This window comes from Pantoea sp. SJZ147 (assembly GCF_007828605.1).
In the GTDB taxonomy this organism is placed as follows: domain Bacteria; phylum Pseudomonadota; class Gammaproteobacteria; order Enterobacterales; family Enterobacteriaceae; genus Pantoea; species Pantoea allii.
This window is the reverse complement of sequence record NZ_VIVB01000010.1, coordinates 50,295-69,657: the sequence shown is the minus strand read 5'-3', so window position 1 is coordinate 69,657 and position 19,363 is coordinate 50,295. Positions and strand designations below refer to the sequence as shown.

Below are 19,363 nucleotides of genomic sequence, written 5' to 3'. Positions count from 1 at the left end.
CAGTGACATGAACTACCGTTTTCCTGAAAATTTCTGGTGGGGCAGCGCCAGTTCGGCGTTGCAAACCGAAGGTGACAGCCTGAATGGCGGTAAAAGCCCGACCACCTGGGATCGCTGGTTTGCACGGCAACCCCACCGTTTCCATCAGGGCATTGGCCCGCAGAACACCTCTGGCTTTTACCAGCACTGGCAGCACGATATCGCGTTACTGAAGCAGTTAGGACACAACAGCTTTCGCACGTCGCTGAGCTGGGCGCGCCTGATGCCTGACGGCACCGATACAGTGAATCCCGAAGCCGTGGATTTTTATAACAAGGTGATCGATGCGTTACTGGCGCAGGGCATTACGCCCTTTATAACCCTGTTTCATTTCGATATGCCGTTGGCCATGCAGGAAAAAGGCGGCTGGGAGAACCGTGAAGTGGTGGAAGCGTTTAGCCGCTACGCCCAGCGCTGTTTCGACCTGTTCGGTGACAGGGTGAAGCACTGGTTTACCTTTAACGAGCCGATTGTGCCGGTCGAAGGTGGCTATCTGTATGATTTTCACTACCCGAACGTGGTGGATTTCAGACGCGCCGCGACCGTGGCCTGGCACACTGTGCTGGCTCACGCGCTGGCGGTGCGGGCCTGGCGTAACGGCGGTTATGACGGCGAGATTGGCGTAGTGCTGAATCTCACGCCGTCCTATCCGCGCTCGGCGAATCCGGCAGATGTACAAGCCGCGCATCATGCAGACCTGCTGTTTAACCGCAGCTTTTTAGATCCGGTTCTTAAGGGCGAATACCCAATGGATCTGATGAGTTTACTGAGTCAGTACCATCAGCTTCCGCGCTGCCAGCCCGGGGACCGCGAAGTCATGGCCGATGGCATCATCGACCTGCTGGGCGTTAACTATTATCAGCCGCGCCGTGTTAAGTGTCGGGATAGCGCCGTCAATCCTGAGGCACCTTTTATGCCGGAATGGTTATTCGATCATTACGAAATGCCAGGACGAAAAATGAATCCATACCGCGGATGGGAAATTTACGCGCCCGGTATGTACAATATTCTGACCAACCTACGCGTTAATTATGGGAATCCACGCTGTTTTATTTCTGAAAATGGCATGGGCGTAGAGAATGAACAGCGTTTTATCCAGAACGGTGAAATACTGGATGATTATCGTATCGAATTTGTTTCCGAACATCTTAAATGGCTCCATAAAGGCATTAGCGAAGGCTGTAACTGCCTGGGTTATCATATGTGGACATTTATCGATAACTGGTCATGGCTGAACGGCTATAAAAACCGTTACGGTTTTGTGCAGTTAGATTTGGCAACGCAAAAACGTACGATTAAAAAGAGCGGCAAATGGTTTGCTGAGGTTGCCGCAAATAACGGTTTTAATTGAGAGCAGCGATTATGATTGAACTTGAAGAGGCCGTAATGACGATCATCGTCAATGCAGGACATGCCCGCAGCCTGTGTTTCGAAGCCCTGCAGGCGGCAAGAAAGGGTAACGTCGACGAGGCCAAAGATCGGCTAAGGGAAGCCGATAACTATTCTCGCCTGGCTCATCAAATGCAAACCCGATTAATTGAGCAGGACGCTGGCGAAGGGCGACAGCCTATGACGTTAATTATGGTTCATGCTCAGGATCATTTAATGACGTCGTTACTGGCGCGTGAACTCTCAGAAGAAATTATTCATCTCTATCAACGGCAATAAAACATATATCACAGGAGAAAAACGGAAAAATAAGCGTCCTCTGGAAAATACTATAATATAAAAATCAACTTGTTCTGGTGATCAATTAACCGGTGCAGGATGGTTATTGTCTGTTCATTAACACACGCCGTTATTCGGGTTGAACATAATCAACCTGAAGGACGCTGTGCAAACGAGACAACCATGAATATTATTCGAAACCTTCCATTACCTCTGGCGGTGGTCGCCGCGCTGTGCCCTGCTGTGAGCGCAGCACAGGAATTTACGCAGGAACAAATCGACGCTATCGTCGCCAAAGCCATTGATAAAGCCCTGGCAGAACGTCAGGCAAAGAGGGATGCGGCAGTGGCGAAGACAACGGATGAGGTGACCGAACCACAAAGTCCGGTTCAGTCACCGGACCGGGCTATTCCGTTTGGGGTGACGTTCAGCGGCTACGCACGCTACGGTGCGCATTACCAAAGCGGCGATCAGAAATATGTTGGCGTAGACGGCTCTTACAACGGGGCCTCCGGTATCGGTCGTCTGGGCAACGAAGGCAACGGTGGCGAGTTCCAGCTCTCCAAAGCATTTAAGAGCCAAAGTGGCGCCCTCTGGGACGTCAATGTGATGATCGATCACTGGGGCGATGAAGTTAACCTGAAAAAAGCCTATGCCGGCGTCACCAATGTGCTGGCATCAAATCCTGACGCCTATCTCTGGGCCGGACGGGACTTTCATCAGCGTCCACAGCAGAACATCAATGATTATTTCTGGATGAACCATGATGGCCAGGGCGCGGGGGTGAAAAACTTCGACGTGGGCGGGATAAAATTTGACGTTGCTGCTGTTGCTGCCGTGGAATCCTGTAGCCCTGAAGTGCTCAGCGACGAGTCCAATCCGTCGCGCATCACCTGTACGGGCGGTTCGGGTACCGGGGATAAAGGCAACTACGCCGCGACGTCTAAAATTCACGGCATGAAGCTGGGCGCACTGGATCTGGAGATCTACGCTAATTATGGTTTCGACTCCAAAGCGGTGGACAGTGACGATCGCCTGAAAGCCTGGCAGGGCGCGTTTGTGCTGAGCCACACCAACGACCACGGCGTGAATAAAGTGATTACCCGCTACTCTGACAACTCGGATAACAGCGTTTTCAGCAAAACCGAGGGCCTTCGCACTGTCTACACCAGCTTTGAAGGTAAGCATCAGTTTACCCAGCAGGCACAGGTGGAGTATTTGCTGGGTTATCACGATTACGACAACCGTCGACTGAAAAGCGACAATCGGAAAAACTACGCCGCGATTGTTCGCCCGATGTATTTCTGGAATGACGTCCATTCAACCTGGCTGGAAGCCGGTTATCAGCGCGTAAATTATGATGAAGGCGGCAGTAACAATGGCTGGAAATTGACCCTGTCGCAAAACATCGCCATTGATATGGGACCGGAGTTTCGCCCCATGCTGCGCTTCTATGTCACCGGCGGCAAAGTCGACGATGCGCGCACCGCGCGCGTGAATGGCCGTGAAAACGACATCCAGGACGACTTCAATCTGGGTGCAATGTGGGAAGCCTGGTTCTGAGGACAGGCGACAAGCCTTATAACCCCGTTCTCACGAATGACAGGCACAGAAGTTTATCAGCAACGTTGATAAACCCCCCCGTTCGGGCGTTTCTGCCGTATGCCCGATCGGCTTTTATGTCGTCAGGATCACGCTTGCTGTTACGCCCTGCTGTCTCAACGGTATCCCTGCTGTTTCACATCATGACCTCAGATAAGAAATGCACCCTGAAGGCTATCAGCAACAACGTCATCGGTTCAGGCTATTCAGGACAGCGAAGCCAGATATGTCGACATACGGGGATTTTCTCGCCTGGCTGGGCTGAAATTTTATAGCGCGAGGCACCGTGGAAACGGCGCTTTTTCAGCCGCGCTGATCGCCTGGCTAGCGGCGCTGGCACGTCTTACTGCTCTCCCTTTTTTGCGGCCATTAAGCCCTGAGCGTCCGCATCGACTGATATAGCCTTACAAACGCTTTACGCTGTGCTTTCTGATTCAAATACCCGTATGAACCCTGTCACAAAACGCGCATTAAGTTTCCCGGCCCTCATCTGTAAGCGCTTATCTCGCTATCTTGTTAAAGGCTTGTTGCGCATAGCCTCAGGTAATTGTTAACTGCCATTGATGCACAGCGCGCATTAGTCGATGAGTTTATTGCGCTTATTTACTTTATTTACCTGATCCAGTCTTCAGCAACAGACGCGGCAAAAAGCGTCAACGATAAACTGGAGATACCGATGCATTCCTCGACTTCACCGATGACCACCCGCGCCAGAGCCGGCGCAATATTACGCGTTACCTCGGGCAACTTTCTGGAACAGTTCGACTTTTTTCTGTTTGGGTTCTATGCCACCTATATCGCCCACACTTTCTTTCCGGCGAGCAGTGAATTTGCCTCGCTGATGATGACCTTCGCCGTCTTCGGCGCGGGCTTTCTGATGCGTCCTGTCGGCGCAGTGGTGCTGGGCGCCTACATTGATAAGGTCGGCAGACGTAAAGGTCTGATCGTCACCCTGTCGATTATGGCAGCAGGTACTTTTCTGATCGTCCTGATTCCGTCTTATCAAAGCATCGGGCTTTGGGCACCGATGCTGGTGTTAATCGGCCGCCTGCTACAGGGTTTCTCCGCTGGAGCGGAGTTGGGTGGCGTTTCTGTGTATCTGGCTGAGATCGCCACACCGGGCCGCAAAGGCTTTTATACCAGCTGGCAGTCAGGTAGCCAGCAGGTGGCCATTATGGTCGCCGCCGCGATGGGCTTTGCCCTGAACGCCGTGCTGGAAGAGAGCGCGATTCGTGAATGGGGCTGGCGGATTCCGTTTCTGTTTGGCTGCATGATTGTGCCTTTCATTTTCTTCCTGCGCCGCAAGCTGGAAGAAACCCAGGAGTTCAACGCCCGCCGTCATCATCTGGCGATGCGCGACGTGTTTAAAACTCTGCTGGCCAACTGGCAGGTTGTGATTGCAGGCATGCTGATGGTGGCCATGACCACCACAGCGTTTTATCTGATCACCGTTTATGCGCCGACCTTCGGCAAGAAAGTGCTGATGCTCAGCGCCTCCGATAGCCTGTTAGTCACGCTGCTGGTTGCCATCTCTAACTTCCTTTGGTTACCGGTTGGCGGGGCGCTGTCTGACCGTTTCGGACGTAAACCTGTACTGGTTACCATGACGCTGATCGCGCTGGCGACCGCCTACCCAGCCCTGTCGATGCTGGCTGCTGCACCCAGCTTTTCCATGATGCTCACCGTTCTGCTGTGGCTGTCATTTATCTATGGTCTGTATAACGGCGCGATGATTCCGGCACTGACTGAAATCATGCCAGCGGAAGTTCGGGTGGCGGGCTTTTCACTGGCCTACAGCCTGGCAACCGCCGTCTTTGGCGGCTTTACGCCGGTGATTTCAACCGCATTGATTGAGTACACAGGCGATAAAGCCTCCCCGGGTTACTGGATGAGCTTTGCTGCCGTCTGCGCCTTACTGGCAACGCTGTATCTGTACCGGCGCAGCACTGTAAATCTTCAAACCGCCGTTAAACACTAAGTCAGGGATTACATAATGAAAATAATTTACCGTTCACTCCTTGCCACGCTGGTCCTTTCCTCCGTCAGCACCGGTGTGCTGGCAAAAGAGGTGACCGTGATGATTTCTGGCGGCTTTAAAGCCGCGCTGGAAAAACTCACACCGCAGTTTGAAGCTAAAAGTGGCGACAACATTATTCTGGTGTCCGGGCCGTCGATGGGTAAAACACCGCAGGCGATTCCCAACCGTCTGGCGCGCGGGGAAAAAGCCGATGTGGTGATTATGGTCGGCGATGCGCTTAGTCAGCTGGAAAAAGGTAAGTGGATAAAACCGGACTCCCGCGTTGAGCTGGCTGACTCGCCGATCGGGATTGTCGTGAAGAAAGGGGATGCTAAACCCAATATCAAAACGGATGCCGATCTGCGTAAAACCCTGTTAAATGCGAAGTCGATTGCCTACTCAGACAGCGCCAGCGGTCAGTACATTAGCAGCCAGTTGTTTAAAAAGTTAGGCATTGAAGACAAGGTGAAAGACAAAGCGCACGAGGTGGAACGCATCCCGGTAGCGTCTGAAGTGGCAAAAGGCCACTATGCGCTGGGCTTCCAGCAGGTCAGTGAACTCCTGCCCGTGCCGGGCGTGACCTTTGTAGGTGAACTGCCTGAGGACGTGCAGTACATCACCCGGTTTGCCGGCGCGGTTCCTGCCAAAGCAGACCATCCTGAGGAAGGCAAAGCGTTACTGGATTTCCTGGCGTCTGCCCCGGCTCAGGAAGTCGTCCATGCCACGGGTTTGCACTCGGTCAACGCGCAGCAACCCGTTAAGCAGAGTGATACTGTTCAGTAATCAGCTTTTCCAGCTCTGCAGCGATATAAGACTGTATGCGTCCACTGCGCCTGATCAGGCCAACGGTGCGTTTCACGACCGGATCGGTAAGCGGCAGGTGAACCAGCACCGAATGGCCTGATGACGGCATCGACATCGCGGGAACGGCAGCAATGCCGATTCCCGCTTCGACCATGCCCAGCATCGTTGTTACATGCCGGGTTTCGCAGATGCTCGGGCGCGCCGGAACAACATGGCCCAGTGCGGAATCCAGTAGATTTCGATTGCCAGAGGTCTTATCCAGTCCGACATAATCCTGCTGGTAAAACTCCTGCCACGTCAGGCTTTTGCGGTTAGCAAGGGGATGATCGTGTCGGCAAGCCACGACGTAAACATCCTCCACCAGCGGTAAAAACTCAGTATTGGGCGGCGGATTGCCCGAGAAGCAAATGCCAAAATCTGCCTGACCACTGGTGACAGCTTCAATAACGTTGCCTGCGCTACTGTCAATAATCTTGACCCGCACCCGAGGATAGCGCACCTGAAAGCGGCGAATCACATCCGGCATAAAGTAATAGGCGGCGGAAGGCACCGTGGCAACCGTCACCAGTCCGGTTCTGTCCTGGCTGACTTTACTGATATCCGCCATCACTTCTTCAAAGTTGGTCAGCAGTTGCTCGGAACGCGCGGCGAACGTCTGGCCGTAAAGCGTCAGCGTGACCCGGCGGGTGGTCCTGTCAAACAGCTTTATCCCCAACGCCGTTTCCAGCTTCTCAATCCTGCGGCTCAGCGCCGACTGGGACAGGCAGATGGATTCCGCGGCGATACGGAAATTGCCATATTCAACCAGGGCGCGAAACGCATACAGATCGTTGAGATCGAAATTGACGGGCATGTGGGCTGGCGTTCCTTTCAACAATGATGTGGCAGGGACAGAGAGGGCTAATAGTGCCTTATCGAATGGTGGCAAACAAAGTGAAATGTTGGCGGAGCGCCTGACAGAAAACAGCCGGACAGGCAGCAGGTCACCCGCGCAGACGGGTGACCTGCTGCTGCAGGGTTAAGCGCTAAATAGGCGACGTCGAGCGTGAAACGTTTCTGACCGCCTCTTCTGCCCGCTCCGAATTGCTCTGAATGCTGGCGATAACCTCTCCGGCCTGGCGCATCAGGTTGACGCCGCGAGCGGTGTTTTTCAGGTTATTTTCGATATCTTCCAGCACCTTTTTTGCCAGCTGATTATTGCTGGAGACTACGCGACCTATCTCTTCAGTGGCTTCATTGATGCGGGCAGCCAGAGTACGCACCTCGGCGGCCACGATGGCAAAACTGCGGCCGGACGTGCCGGCACGGGCTGCCTCAATTGCCGCGTTTAATGCGATAAAACGCGTCTGCTCAGCGATGTTGCGAATGGTGTGCACCATATCGGCAATGCGATCTGACTGGCCGTTTAACCCAAAGACGTCAGCGGAAACGCTGTTCATCTCTTTGGCGATCTCGGCCATGGTTCTGACGCTGTCTTCAATCACATCCGCACCCGTTACCGAGCTTTCGCGGGTTTGCTGCGCCATCTTCCACGCGTGCTGAGCCGCTTCATTTTCTTGCTGGTTTTGCAGCACCTGCTCGGTAACATCGCTGGCGAATTTTACAATCTTATATAACCGGCCATCGGCATCGAAAACCGGGTTATACGTCGCGCGCAGCCAGATAGTTTCGCCATGACGATTAAGTCGCGGATACTGCCCAGAGAAAAATTCGCCCTGATTGAGACGCTGCCAAAACTGCTGGTATTCCTTGCTGCTGCGCAGTTCCTCGGAACAGAACATACGGTGATGCCTGCCCAGAATCTCGTCGGCTTTATAGCCCGTTGCTTTGAGAAAGTTTTCGTTAACCTCTAACACTTCCCCGGCTTTGTTAAATGCGATGACCGCCATTGAGCGGCTGATCGCCTGCACCAGGGCATCCTGCTGCTGTGCCTCACTGATGCGCTCGGAGATATCTGCCGCCAGCTTGATGACCTTGATGACGCGGCCATGTTTGTCTTTCACCGGGACATAGCTGGCTTCCAGCCAGACCGGATGGCTGTCTTTGCCCAGACGCAGATATTTGCCGCTGAAACTCTTGCCGCTGGCAAGGCGCTGCCAGAACTGGCGGTACTCAGATGAGTTCACCAATGATGGCGGGCAAAACATACTGTGGTGATGGCCCACGATCTCTTGCGCTTCGTAACCCATCTTGCTTAGAAACAGTGCATTTGCCCGAAGGATGGTGCCATCCGGGGTAAATTCGATGATCGGAACCGCATCGTCCAAAGCTCTGAGCGAATCGGCGGCGTGTTTATGCTGGTGTTTAGGAAAAATAGAAAATATTTTTTTAAAAATTGTCATTTTTTATACTGCCATGTTGAGTGGTCTGGAGGGTTTATCGGCAGGATAAAGAACGGGCTTGAGACAATGGCGAATAAACAACCATAAGATTGTGACCGGGCTAACCTCTTCTGTAAAATTTACGTTATGGCTGAATGAAGCGGGTACGGCATCAAGATTACGCTGATCTGGCGCGGTTTATGTGCGGGGAAGCCTGGCCTTTTATTCATGACGCTGCTTGCAGAGCGCAAACGGCGCACGGCGGCGATTCAATCTGACAAGGTTGGTGCGCTGCTGTCTGTACAGACACAAAAAAGGCTGCTCATTAAGCAGCCCTTTTTCGCGCCGGCGCATCCGTAACGCTTATTTATACAGCTCAGCTGTCATGTGAACGCGATCGTTCGTATTGGCTTCGATGATTTTGTACTGTGCGCCCTGCTGCTCGGCCTGAGCGGCAATTTTGGCTTCTGTACCGTCCAGCGTTGAACCCGTTGCGGTAACGGTTTGTGCAAAAGCTGAGGCCGACATGAATGACAGTGCAGCAACGGCAGCAATCGACAGTGTTTTAATGGTTTTCATAATCCTGTTCCTTAATGTTGTAAGTGTGAAAGCAATTCGCTTTCGATGGGGTTATGATAACCAATGTTATTAATACAAAGTTAACAATAAGTGCAGTTATTGTAATCATGCTATCTATTGCACTGATAGCTCTCGCCTGTGATCGGTGCCGCGTGGCCTGGCAGAAGATCATGTTGGCCGTCGCTGAACGGGATATCTATCAAGGCACAGTGGGTGGCGTGAGAAAACGTCTTTGCAAACGGACAAGCCGTGACAGGACTAACAACCTGTTGCTAATGCCAACTCGTGCTAAAGAATAAATTCTTTATATCCTGACACGATCACATATAAGGCAAAGTAGGCAAAGATGAGCGCGGAAGCCATATAGGAATATCTCAATAGCTTTTGCCCTAACAACCTGCCGCCGAGGCTACCGACCAGGCACAGGGCCGCTGTCCATACGATCCCCGCCAGAAAAAAACCGCTCAGAAACAGTGCCGATCCCGTAATGCTTTGCTGCCCGAATCGGGAAATCAATGCACCACCCACCGTGGCAAACCACACAATGGCAGTCGGCGACGACATTGCCAGCACGATACCGTGCCGGAACTCACGCCACATTGACCGTCTGGGCGCACTCAGCGTGGTATCGATATCGTTGACGTTACGAAAGGCGGACAGCAGCATTTTGATGGTAAACCCCACCAGCAAAGCACCACCACCTATCCAGATGATCCACCGTACGACCTCGAACTGCAGCAACACCGCCATGCCAGCCAGCGCCAGAACGGCATAAATCAAATCACCCACACAGGTGCCGACTCCCAACCAGAACCCCTGAAAATAGCCACGCTGCATCGCCAGCGTAATCATGGCAATGTTGGCAATGCCGATATCAAGGCACAGCGACAGGCTCAACAGGAAACCCGTTGAAAAAGACATCATAACAATGGCTCCTCAGATTTAAGGCGCTCTGCGTGGGCCGTGATAGTGAAGAAGCATAAAGCGGTCAAAAAACCCCTCAATGTCGTGCGAAGAACATCTAAAGGGTACGTCGCGAATAAACGTATTTTAGGCATTGAATAACCAATCGATAACAGGCGCGCAGACATCGCATTCCCAGGCAACAGATGAGCGATGCCCTATTTAATCCAGATGAGGTTCACGGATACTGGAAGAAATTGCGGTGATAAAAGCGTTGAGTCAAGGCCGTTGACTCAGCCAGATTCAGACAAGGGAATAAACTACGCCATGCATTAAAACGGGCGGCACAGCGAAAGCCGCCCGGGGATCCGTAACGGCATGATCAGGCGGTGGTGTTGATGTTACGCCCTACAGCCGGATTAGAGGGAAGAGCTGTCACACCCTCAACAAGCGTGGTGATGGTATCTGCCTGTTGATTCAGCGTTTTTTTCAACAGATTCGCATTGGCTTCACCGCGAGCCTGCCATTGTTCTAAACCTGCAGACAGAGTGGTGAGTTGCTGTATATCCATGCAGTTGCTCCTTATGTTGACTGAGCCCCAGACGGGGGTCACATAATACCGGCGACGGATTTCGCCAGTTGCGCATAAAGTATCGGCCTGGGGCTAAAATACTTTAATAACTCTGACGAATGAATACGAAAAGAGGAAAATTTCTTCCAGATTTAAGCACCACACAGGATTTTAGGATAGTGATATCAGCGCGCTCATAGTACTTTCGTGAAATTGAGATTCTGAAAAAATAAACTTATATAAAATATGAAAATTATGAGCGAAAAACTCTACCCACCTTAACCACCATCGTCGTATAAAAATGTACAACCAACTGAATAAAATAAATAAAAAATTTTAAAAAGAATAATAAACTATATTTTTTTATTTTCCCACACTCTTTAAAAACATTAAACTATCTAAACTTAACTAATGCTCAAAAACGCATAAAAAATAAAAAACACCTATTGATATTGAAAAATTAATAGGCAAACAACCATCTTAATTTTTAAAGAAAAGGGCTAACTTTAAATAAAATTACTAACAGGATTACCCGTTAGCATACCCGGAAACAGCCACTTTCTTAGTAAATATCAAAAGGAATAGTCACTCATGAGCCAGCCTCTTTCTGATAACAGTTTAAAAGAATTAGACTTTTTAACATTTCAAAACGTAACATCGCCTTTTCTCGACAAAATCGTTGCAGAAAATCCGCCTCCCGCTGGTGAAACGCTGGATAAAGATAAAGCAATTCGTGACATGTTTGACTTGGTTCACGGTCAGTATGATATTCCATGGTCGGATTCGTCAGGTTCGCGTTCTGTATCAACAGCCGGAAGATCGGTTGCGATTAGTGAATGCACAAGTAAAGAAATAATCGTGGCGATTGATTGTTTTACCGTTTTTTTTCAGTTTCTTGGCATCACAGGTAAAGTTTGTGGTGAAGCCGCTACAGAAGTTGTTAACGGCCTTACCCGAACTCAACTGGACGGACTCTCCAGTTTATTCCAGGCAATCAGTAATGCAGAGGGGGCACTGAATACTGCAACGGCAATCTTCAACCTTATTTCTGCCATTTATAAATTAACAGGTATCCGCCAAATCCTGGGAGCAATTGAGGATAACATGGCCTGGTATAACTGGGTGCTCATGGCAACCGTGATTACTGCCCAAGCGGTGGCATTGTTAGCAACCGATGGCGCTGCGTTTATCGGCGAATTAGTGCTAATGGGTGCATTTCTTACGCAACTGGGTATAGACGCCTCATCAATGGCTGACGCCTGCGGCTGGTCGTCGTAAAAGTTAATTTAAGCGTTATGAATTCAATCACTTTAAGCTTTAATCCTGACTTTCTTAACTACGTTTAATTAGCATGTTGAGCGTCAAACTTACGATGTAAGGGTGAAAATTCCATGATTAAACAGAGTGATATTCATTTGTAGAATAAAGGGCAACACGGTAAAACAGCCTATTTAACTCTTCATTTTCGGTGCCAGACTCAGGTGTAGGGTTGAATATTTTTTTGATTTACGTTGTTTGAAAGTTATTAAACCCTGCCATCAACCACAATTTTTTACTTGTTTAAGCAGACATCTCTATTTTATTCTGAAACTGCTTTTAGGATTTTTTCTAATAAAAAAACAGGGTGGTAAAAATGAAAAAATGCTTTTTTGTAATGATGATGGCAGGGTTTTCAGCTGGCGTTCAGGCTAAAGAGATATCACTTTCACCTAATCTCTCCGCGGATAGTCTTAGTATATCTGCCTCAACAGGTATGCTAGGTGGGAAATCCGGGGAACTTGTTTACGACCCTGACACGGGTCGTAAAATTAGTCAGCTGGACTGGAAGATCAAAAATGTGGCCATTTTGAAAGGCGACATTTCGTGGGATGCCTACTCATTCCTGACACTCAATGCACGTGGATGGACTTCTCTTGCCAGCGGTTCTGGTCATCTGGACGATTATGACTGGCAAAACAGTAATCAGGGTAACTGGACCGACCATTCTTCACATCCCTATACGCGTATGAATCATGCTAATGAGTACGATCTTAATCTGAAAGGCTGGTTTATACAGGGAGACAGCTATCGGATAGGTGCGGTGGCTGGCTATCAGGAGACCCGCTTCAGCTGGACTGCTATTGGCGGCTCATTTGATTACAATAATGGCACTCTGGTAGGTGATTTTCCACGTGATCAAACAGGCATAGGTTACAGTCAGCGCTTTTCAATGCCGTACGTAGGACTGACCGGGCGCTACAGAATAAATAACTTTGAATTCGGTACTCTGCTTAAATTCAGCGACTGGGTTAATGCCCATGATAACGACGAACACTATGTTCGCCAGTTGACGTTCCGTGAAAAAACATCAAGTTCGCGTTACTACGGTGCTTCAGTTGACGCAGGTTATTACGTTACCCCTAATGCTAAAGTTTTTGCTGAATTTACCTACAGTAAATACGAAGAAGGCAAAGGTGGTACACAGATTTTTGATAACGTCAGCGGCCAGTCAGGAACGATTGACGGCGATGCGGCAGGTATTGCCAACCATAACTATACCGTGACAGCAGGATTGCAGTACCGATTTTGATTATGTACTGACATTCACAGGCGAAACGCTGTTTCGCCTGTTCTTATGCTGGTTAGATCCCGCGTTATCACTAACTGCCGACAGGCGAAATTTCACCGTTAAATAAACATCGGCTCAAAACGCACCGGAAAATTCAGCGAGTTCGCAATAAAGCAGGCTTCATGGGCATGATGATGCAGCGCTTCGGCTCGGGCTGCGTCGTCCTTATTACGCAATGTCACCACGGGTTTCAGGGTGATCTGAGTGAAATGGCCCCTTTCGCCTTCAACCATGGTGCCTTCTGCCGTGTCTTCATAGGCTTCCACAATGATGCCCGCATCGGCGCAAAGATGCAGATACCATAGCTTATGGCAGGCCGACGCTGACGCCAATAAGAGCTCCTCTGGATTCCAGCGCGTGGCATCACCACGAAAAGCGGGATCGGCACTGAGCGCAACCGTGGCTTTACCTTCCACCGACAGCTCGCCGTTTCGATCATAAGCGGTATAGGACTGCGTGCCATCCCCGCGATTACCGCTCCAGCGCACGTTGACCTGGTAGTGATGCTCCCGTTTTGCCATTCGATGTTCCTTTGGAATCGTTGAGGATAGTGAAAGTGGTTGCTCTGGCTATTTTCGTTTATGGGCGACGGCCAGCATGGTGCGGCCCAGCTGGCGTTCGGCCTGTGCATAGTCGCGCTGTGCGACCACAACAAAAAGGGCATCCAGAATATTTAACTGTGCAATGCGCGCAGCCGCGTTTTCACCGGTCAGCGGCGAGCCCTGAGCGGTGGAGCAGATCACGGTGTCGGCAAGGTTAGCCAGCGGCGAGCCAATGGAATTGGTGATGGCAATCACCGGTACGCCCTGAAGCTGCGCGGCTTTTACCGCTTCGATGATGTCCTTCGTCCGGCCGGAATGGGAAATAGCGACAACCACATCCTGCTCGTTCAGTAACGCAGCCGACATCAGCATCATATGGGGATCGTCATAAGCGGCCGAACGGGTACCGATACGCAGAAACTTATGCACCGCATCCCGCGCGATTTGCGCCGAACCGCCGAAGCCGTAAAAATCACGCTGACGTGCCCTGGCCAGCAAATCCGCCGCTTTTTCAAAAGCCGCCATGTCCAGAATGGCCAGCGTTTCCTCAATCGCCTGAACGGAGGTGCGAAACACCTTACTGACGATCTCACGTGTCGTATCGCTGGGAGAAAGCTCCTGATGCATTTCGGTGATGGGCAGGCGGTTATACAGGGCGGCTTTTATGCGTAACTCTTTGAAACCGGAAAAACCCAACTTCTTTGCTGTTTTCACCACCATCGCCTCAGACATCTCACAACGGCTGGCAATGGCTTTGATTGAGACATTCTCATCAAAATCGCTTGATAACACGGCATGAACCAACCGGGCTTCCAGAGAGGTTAATGAGGCGATCATTAGTCGTAACCGGGGACCTATAGCACTGACATCATCAGCTCGATTACTCATGACATACCTTATTGAATGATTATTTTTTAAATCTATCATGTCATGAGGCCCGATAGCCACGCCGCCTCAGGTGCGACGTGGTGATGCAGTAACAGGGTTTACAGAATTTACGCCTTTCGTGTCATCGCGGGCACTTTTTTACGCAGTTTCCGCCGCTCAGAGAGCCATTCTTTGAGCACGACGCCGCCCGATGCCACAATCAAAATTGCGCCCCACAGCGCCAGCGTGATGAACTGACTGAGATCCAGCAAAATCGAGGCGGTAGAGACCAACTGCAGAATCAGTAGTGACAGAATCACGCCGCTGACCCGGCCAAATCCCCCCAACGGATCGACACCGCCCAGTACCGCAGCCAGGATAGCGACCAACAGGTAGCTTTCACCGTACGCCGCGTTGGCCGAGTCGAAGCGTGCCATCATGATGATGCCCGCGATACCGGCAAATAAACCAGAAATCAGATATACCCACACCAGACTTTTACGCGTGTTAATGCCGGAATAATGGGCCGCTCGCTCATTGGAGCCGATCATGGCTATCGACTTACCCAGCGGGGTTTTGTTGACGAAAATGCTTAACGGAATAATCGCCAGGGCAAAGATGATAAGGGCGAAAGGAATGCCGAACAGGGTGCCGTTGCCGATAAACACAATCGGTGCCGGAAAACCGGAAATAACATCCCCATGGCTGAATCCGATTGCAATGCCTTTCACCGCCGTCATCGTACCCAGCGTTGCCAGCATTGGCGGCACGCGCAGATAAGCCACCAGCACGCCATTTAGTAACCCCACCAGGGCCGACAACACCAGGCCCAGCAACAGTGCGCCAATTTGTAGCAGATCCCCGGATGCGCCCTGCATTTCAGGCATGAAGGTGGTCAACGTGTAGGCGACCGTTAAGGCGCACAGGTTGGCGGTGGCGATGATGGAAAGATCGATACCGCCGGAAAGCATAGGAATCATCATGGCGAGCGCAAGAAACCCCAGCTCCGGCAACTGGAAGCCCATCGATCGCAATCCCGCCGCCGCAAACAGCTTGTCGCCCTCAAGTAGCCCAAGACCGATCACCATGACTATCAGGATAAACAGCAGCCGGACGTTGGTCGTTCCCAACCGTTTTTCCACCTGCGCTAACACATTGCCAGTCTGCTTCATGATATTGCCCCTTCATCGACGAGCTTGTTCTGTTTGCGGGTTTCTCTGGCCATCATGATCATGGCGGCGATGATCACCAGGCCGGTACTGAATAACGACCAGTAAGATGAAACACCCAGCAGGATCAGGCCATTCTGCATCACGGCAATCAGTACTACGCCCAGTACGGTGCCCAACACCGTCCCCTTACCGCCAGTGAGGCTGGCCCCGCCGATAACCACCGCAGCCACCACATCCAGTTCCCTGCCAACCAGCGCCGTCGGGGATACCGACTGGGCAAGCTGTGCCTGAACCAGCGACGCCAGACCAGCCAGCGCTCCCATGTAGCCATAAACCAGCATATTCAGTTTGAATACGTTGAAGCCGACGCGTTGCGCGGCATCCGGATTGCCACCAGTGGCATAAATTTGTCGGCCGGTATTGCTTCTGTTGAGCAGTAGCCACGTCAAAACAAATGCCAGGACCAGGGCGATAATCTGGAAGTTCAGCGCATAGGTGGCACCTTGTGCATCGGTATAGAACACCAGTTCAAAGCCGGCGTTAAACCAGTCAGGCAGCATGAAGATGTCCTGGCCGCTGGTTACCGTCAGCAGGATGCCGAAGAAAACGTTCAGGGTCGCAATGGTGATAATCAGCGCGGAGGTTCGAAGTACGTTGACCAGCACACCATTGATAAAACCCAGCACGATGCCCAGGCCGATGGCAACGGCAAAAATGCCCACCCAGCCCAGGCCCATATTGTTCGCTAAGGTCAGGGCAACGTACTGGGTGATAGAGGCGGTAGCGGCGAAAGAGAGATCGATGCCGCCAGTAATAATCACCACCAACAGGCCTGCGGCCATAATGCCAATAAAGGCCGTTGCACCTGAAACGTCTAAGAGATTTTGTAACGTTGCGAACTCCGTGGTGAAGACGGTCAGGAACACAATCATCAGTGTCATCACCGCCAGCAGGCGGCATTCGTGGGTATGAATAAAGCGCTGGAGGAAATCACGCATTTACTGCCTCCTTTAATTCTTCTTCGCTACAGCGGCCAGGGAAATATTCCCCATTAAGCCTGCCGCCGCGCATCACTAACACCCGATCACTGTGGTAATAAATTTCGGGAATCTCATCGGAAATCATGATGATGGCAATACCGCTGGCGGCGAGTTTGCGCACAATGGCGTAAATACCGTCTTTGGCATGGATATCAACGCCCACAGTGGGGCTGTCGAGAATCAGGAGTTTGGGTTGGGTCGCCAGCCATTTTGCCAGCACCACTCGTTGCTGGTTACCGCCTGACAGGGTTTTAACTTTGTTGTCGGGATTACCGGCTTTAATAGACAGTGAGGCAATTGCCTCGTTGACCGTTTGCTCATAGAGATCGTCACGAATCAGTCCGGCTTTATTCACCAGCTTCTCCACCACGGAGAGCGTGATGTTGGCGCTGATTGACTGCTCCAGAACTAAGCCCAGTCCCAGACGGTCTTCTGACAAATAGGCAATGCCGTACTCAATGGCATCGCGGTTAGATCGCATCTGCACGGCCTGGCCGTGAAGTTTTATTTCGCCCTGATGCGGACGCGTCAGGCCAAACAGGCTCAGCGCTAATTCGGTTCGCCCCGATCCCAACAGGCCAGTGAGGCCGAGAATTTCGCCCCGCCGAATATCAAACGAAATATCCCGGTACTCGCCTCTACGGGACAGGTTGCTGACTTCGAGCACCGTTTCGGTTTGCGGTCTGTCTTTGGCAACGGATTCATAATGGAACTCTTTCCCCGTCATCAGCGTGGCCAGTTTACGGTCTGACATCTCGCGGGCATCGTAGGTGCCCAGCTTCACGCCATCGCGCATCACGGTAACGCGGTCAGCAATTTCCAGCACTTCATCCAGACGATGGCTGACAAAAACAATCGTGATACCGCGTTGTTTAAGCTGCAGGGTGAGCTTCAGTAAGGCGTCCACTTCATGGCGCGTCAGGGAGGATGTAGGTTCATCCATAATCACCAGCCGGGCATTCGCCGCCATCGCCCGGCAAATTGCCACCAGCTGACGCTGAGCAATAGAGATATCCGCCACTTTGTCATTCAGGTCGAGCGAAACGCCAATGCGCGCAACCGCTTCGGCCGCTATCTCATAAATCTTTTTCCAGTTAACCCGTTTAAAGCGGCCGGTATGCTGGCCGACGGCAATGTTCTCCGCCACGGTTAAATTGGGGAACAGCGACAGGTCCTGATAGATCACCTGCACGCCCAGGCGAGTACTTTCCACGGGCGTCAGCGGCGAGACTTCATTACCGCTAATAATAATACGGCCGCCCGGCTCGGGCTGGTGCACGCCAGACATCACCTTGATCAACGTCGACTTACCGCATCCATTCTGTCCGCACAGACAATGTACCTCGCCTTCTTCCAGCGTGAGGCTGACATCCGAAAGCGCGTGGACGCCGCCGAATATTTTCGATATGCCATCGAGTTGTAAAAATGCAGGCATAGCACTATCCCTTATCTAATCAGAATACGGGGAGGCTGACCGGATTCAGTTGAACCCGGCCAGCAGCAACATTGATGGTGTGACTTACAGGCCGAGCTTGACGAGATCGTTGACGTTGGCTTTGGTGATTTGGAGGATGCGATCCACCATGATCACTTTGTTTTCGTTATCCACGGTGGCTTCACCCAGCCCAGGGATGGTCATGCCGGTTTTAAATTCCGCGTTATCCAGCGCCAGGCGTGCGACATCGGTCATCGCCAGTCCGGCTTCTTTTGGACTCCACAGGAAACCTTCACGAATCACGCCAGACATAATGTATGCGCGCGCCTGTGAGGGAATGGTGGTGCCCACCAGGGCGATTTTTTTCTCCAGATGGCGTTTCTTCAGCACGTTGCCCGCCCCGATCGGCCCGTTCGAGCCCATCGACATAATCCCTGTCACGTTCGGATGCGCTTTCAGGATATCCTGAGTAACGCGTTCGGATTCATCGATAAAGTCCGCGCCAGGAAAGCGGTCGGCGGCCAGTTTCATATTCGGGTAGTGCTCTTTTTGATACGCGATCGCGGCATCGGCCCACTGATTATGACCGGTGGTGGTTAAAGTGCCGACCAGCACGACGTATTCGCCTTTTTCACCCATTTCACGCGCCAGGGCTTTCATCTGTGCTTCACCGTAGGCTTTCGCGCTCATCAGCTCCACATCCCAGGTTTTGCCTTCCTGGTTAGGGCCTTCCTGCGTGATCACCATGATGCCCGCGTCACGCGCGCGCTTCACCACCTGCGCCGTCACTTTGGTATCGAGCGGTACCAGACCAATCACATCGACTTTCTTGGCGATCAGATCTTCAATCAGTTTCACCTGCTGCGCAGGATCGGCACGCGTGGGCCCCACCATAGAGGTTTTAAGATTATTTTTTTCTCCGCCCTCTTTGAGTCCCTGATTAAGGATGTTGAACCAGGGCACACCGGCTTCTTTGACCACCGTCACCATGGTTTTGGTTTCGGAGGCCAGTGCGGACATGGGAAACGCTAAACTCACAGAGACCGATAACAGCGTAGAGATGCTTAACATTTTAATTAGATTGCGGCGATTCATTTTACTACCCCTGGTTATCATTAATATGATGAGATTTTCTCTTGCCAGAAATTGATATAAAGATGCCGCTGCCAGCAATAAAACAGCAGATAAATAATCA

At 51.5% G+C, this 19,363-nt stretch carries 19 protein-coding genes; 8 read left to right on the top strand and 11 right to left on the bottom strand.

Annotation, left to right across the window (positions count from 1 at the left end; genetic code table 11):
- The first annotated feature begins 7 nt into the window (after positions 1 to 7).
- From FBY13_RS15265 to FBY13_RS15245, 5 genes are all read left to right on the top strand, one after another.
- The gene (locus tag FBY13_RS15265; protein WP_145394555.1) at positions 8 to 1,390 is read left to right on the top strand and encodes a glycoside hydrolase family 1 protein; all 1,383 of its coding nucleotides are present in this window, start codon (positions 8 to 10) and stop codon (positions 1,388 to 1,390) included.
- 11 nt (positions 1,391 to 1,401) lie between these two features.
- Positions 1,402 to 1,707, top strand: a complete 306-nt coding sequence (locus FBY13_RS15260; RefSeq protein WP_145394554.1) for a PTS lactose/cellobiose transporter subunit IIA — start codon at positions 1,402 to 1,404, stop codon at positions 1,705 to 1,707.
- A gap of 183 nt (positions 1,708 to 1,890) precedes the next feature.
- Entirely contained in the window at positions 1,891 to 3,270 is a 1,380-nt protein-coding gene (locus tag FBY13_RS15255) for a carbohydrate porin (RefSeq protein WP_145394553.1), read from the top strand.
- A 715-nt stretch (positions 3,271 to 3,985) separates the two neighbouring features.
- Entirely contained in the window at positions 3,986 to 5,287 is a 1,302-nt protein-coding gene (locus FBY13_RS15250) for an MFS transporter (RefSeq protein WP_096012585.1), read from the top strand.
- 15 nt (positions 5,288 to 5,302) lie between these two features.
- Positions 5,303 to 6,109 (top strand): substrate-binding domain-containing protein, encoded by an 807-nt coding sequence (locus FBY13_RS15245; protein ID WP_145394552.1) that lies wholly within the window; start codon positions 5,303 to 5,305, stop codon positions 6,107 to 6,109.
- Here FBY13_RS15245 and FBY13_RS15240 read toward each other — a convergent pair.
- Positions 6,084 to 6,983, bottom strand: a complete 900-nt coding sequence (locus FBY13_RS15240) for a LysR family transcriptional regulator (RefSeq protein ID WP_063877801.1) — start codon at positions 6,981 to 6,983, stop codon at positions 6,084 to 6,086. The genes FBY13_RS15245 and FBY13_RS15240 overlap by 26 nt on opposite strands.
- Positions 6,984 to 7,155: 172 nt before the next feature.
- On the bottom strand, positions 7,156 to 8,472 hold the full coding sequence (locus FBY13_RS15235; protein WP_145394551.1) for a PAS domain-containing methyl-accepting chemotaxis protein: 1,317 nt from the start codon (positions 8,470 to 8,472) through the stop codon (positions 7,156 to 7,158).
- A gap of 207 nt (positions 8,473 to 8,679) precedes the next feature.
- On the opposite strand from FBY13_RS15235, the gene FBY13_RS23765 reads away from it, so the two are divergent.
- On the top strand, positions 8,680 to 8,811 hold the full coding sequence (locus FBY13_RS23765) for a hypothetical protein (protein WP_255474497.1): 132 nt from the start codon (positions 8,680 to 8,682) through the stop codon (positions 8,809 to 8,811).
- Between the two features lie 3 nt (positions 8,812 to 8,814).
- On the opposite strand, the gene FBY13_RS15230 is transcribed toward FBY13_RS23765, so the two are convergent.
- The 3 genes from FBY13_RS15230 to FBY13_RS15220 all read right to left on the bottom strand — a co-directional run bounded on the left by FBY13_RS15230 (position 8,815) and on the right by FBY13_RS15220 (position 10,504).
- Positions 8,815 to 9,030, bottom strand: a complete 216-nt coding sequence (locus FBY13_RS15230; protein ID WP_063877799.1) for a YdgH/BhsA/McbA-like domain containing protein — start codon at positions 9,028 to 9,030, stop codon at positions 8,815 to 8,817.
- A 288-nt stretch (positions 9,031 to 9,318) separates the two neighbouring features.
- Complete coding sequence (locus FBY13_RS15225) at positions 9,319 to 9,954, bottom strand: LysE family translocator (protein ID WP_145394550.1); 636 nt, start codon at positions 9,952 to 9,954, stop codon at positions 9,319 to 9,321.
- Positions 9,955 to 10,315: 361 nt separating this feature from the next.
- Entirely contained in the window at positions 10,316 to 10,504 is a 189-nt protein-coding gene (locus tag FBY13_RS15220) for a YjfB family protein (RefSeq protein WP_063877794.1), read from the bottom strand.
- Between the two features lie 591 nt (positions 10,505 to 11,095).
- Here FBY13_RS15220 and FBY13_RS15215 point away from each other — a divergent pair.
- Complete coding sequence (locus FBY13_RS15215; RefSeq protein WP_145394549.1) at positions 11,096 to 11,782, top strand: hypothetical protein; 687 nt, start codon at positions 11,096 to 11,098, stop codon at positions 11,780 to 11,782.
- A gap of 355 nt (positions 11,783 to 12,137) precedes the next feature.
- Entirely contained in the window at positions 12,138 to 13,073 is a 936-nt protein-coding gene (locus tag FBY13_RS15210; protein ID WP_145394548.1) for an omptin family outer membrane protease, read from the top strand.
- Positions 13,074 to 13,171: 98 nt separating this feature from the next.
- Here the strand turns inward: FBY13_RS15210 and FBY13_RS15205 are convergent, their stop codons facing one another.
- The 6 genes from FBY13_RS15205 to FBY13_RS15180 form a co-directional block, all read right to left on the bottom strand.
- Positions 13,172 to 13,633 (bottom strand): OsmC family protein, encoded by a 462-nt coding sequence (locus FBY13_RS15205; protein ID WP_145394547.1) that lies wholly within the window; start codon positions 13,631 to 13,633, stop codon positions 13,172 to 13,174.
- A 48-nt stretch (positions 13,634 to 13,681) separates the two neighbouring features.
- Positions 13,682 to 14,581 (bottom strand): MurR/RpiR family transcriptional regulator, encoded by a 900-nt coding sequence (locus FBY13_RS15200; RefSeq protein WP_063877790.1) that lies wholly within the window; start codon positions 14,579 to 14,581, stop codon positions 13,682 to 13,684.
- A 68-nt stretch (positions 14,582 to 14,649) separates the two neighbouring features.
- The gene (locus FBY13_RS15195) at positions 14,650 to 15,693 is read right to left on the bottom strand and encodes an ABC transporter permease (protein WP_145394546.1); all 1,044 of its coding nucleotides are present in this window, start codon (positions 15,691 to 15,693) and stop codon (positions 14,650 to 14,652) included.
- The gene (locus FBY13_RS15190) at positions 15,690 to 16,691 is read right to left on the bottom strand and encodes an ABC transporter permease (RefSeq protein WP_109717944.1); all 1,002 of its coding nucleotides are present in this window, start codon (positions 16,689 to 16,691) and stop codon (positions 15,690 to 15,692) included. The genes FBY13_RS15195 and FBY13_RS15190 overlap by 4 nt, the downstream gene beginning before the upstream one ends.
- Positions 16,684 to 18,168 carry a sugar ABC transporter ATP-binding protein gene (locus tag FBY13_RS15185; protein WP_145394545.1) on the bottom strand — a complete coding sequence of 495 codons (1,485 nt, stop codon included), beginning with the start codon at positions 18,166 to 18,168 and terminating at the stop codon, positions 16,684 to 16,686. Before FBY13_RS15185 ends, FBY13_RS15190 begins: the two co-directional genes overlap by 8 nt.
- Positions 18,169 to 18,252: 84 nt before the next feature.
- Positions 18,253 to 19,263, bottom strand: coding sequence for an autoinducer 2 ABC transporter substrate-binding protein (locus tag FBY13_RS15180; protein ID WP_109717946.1), 1,011 nt, complete (start codon positions 19,261 to 19,263; stop codon positions 18,253 to 18,255).
- Between the last annotated feature and the right edge of the window lie 100 nt (positions 19,264 to 19,363).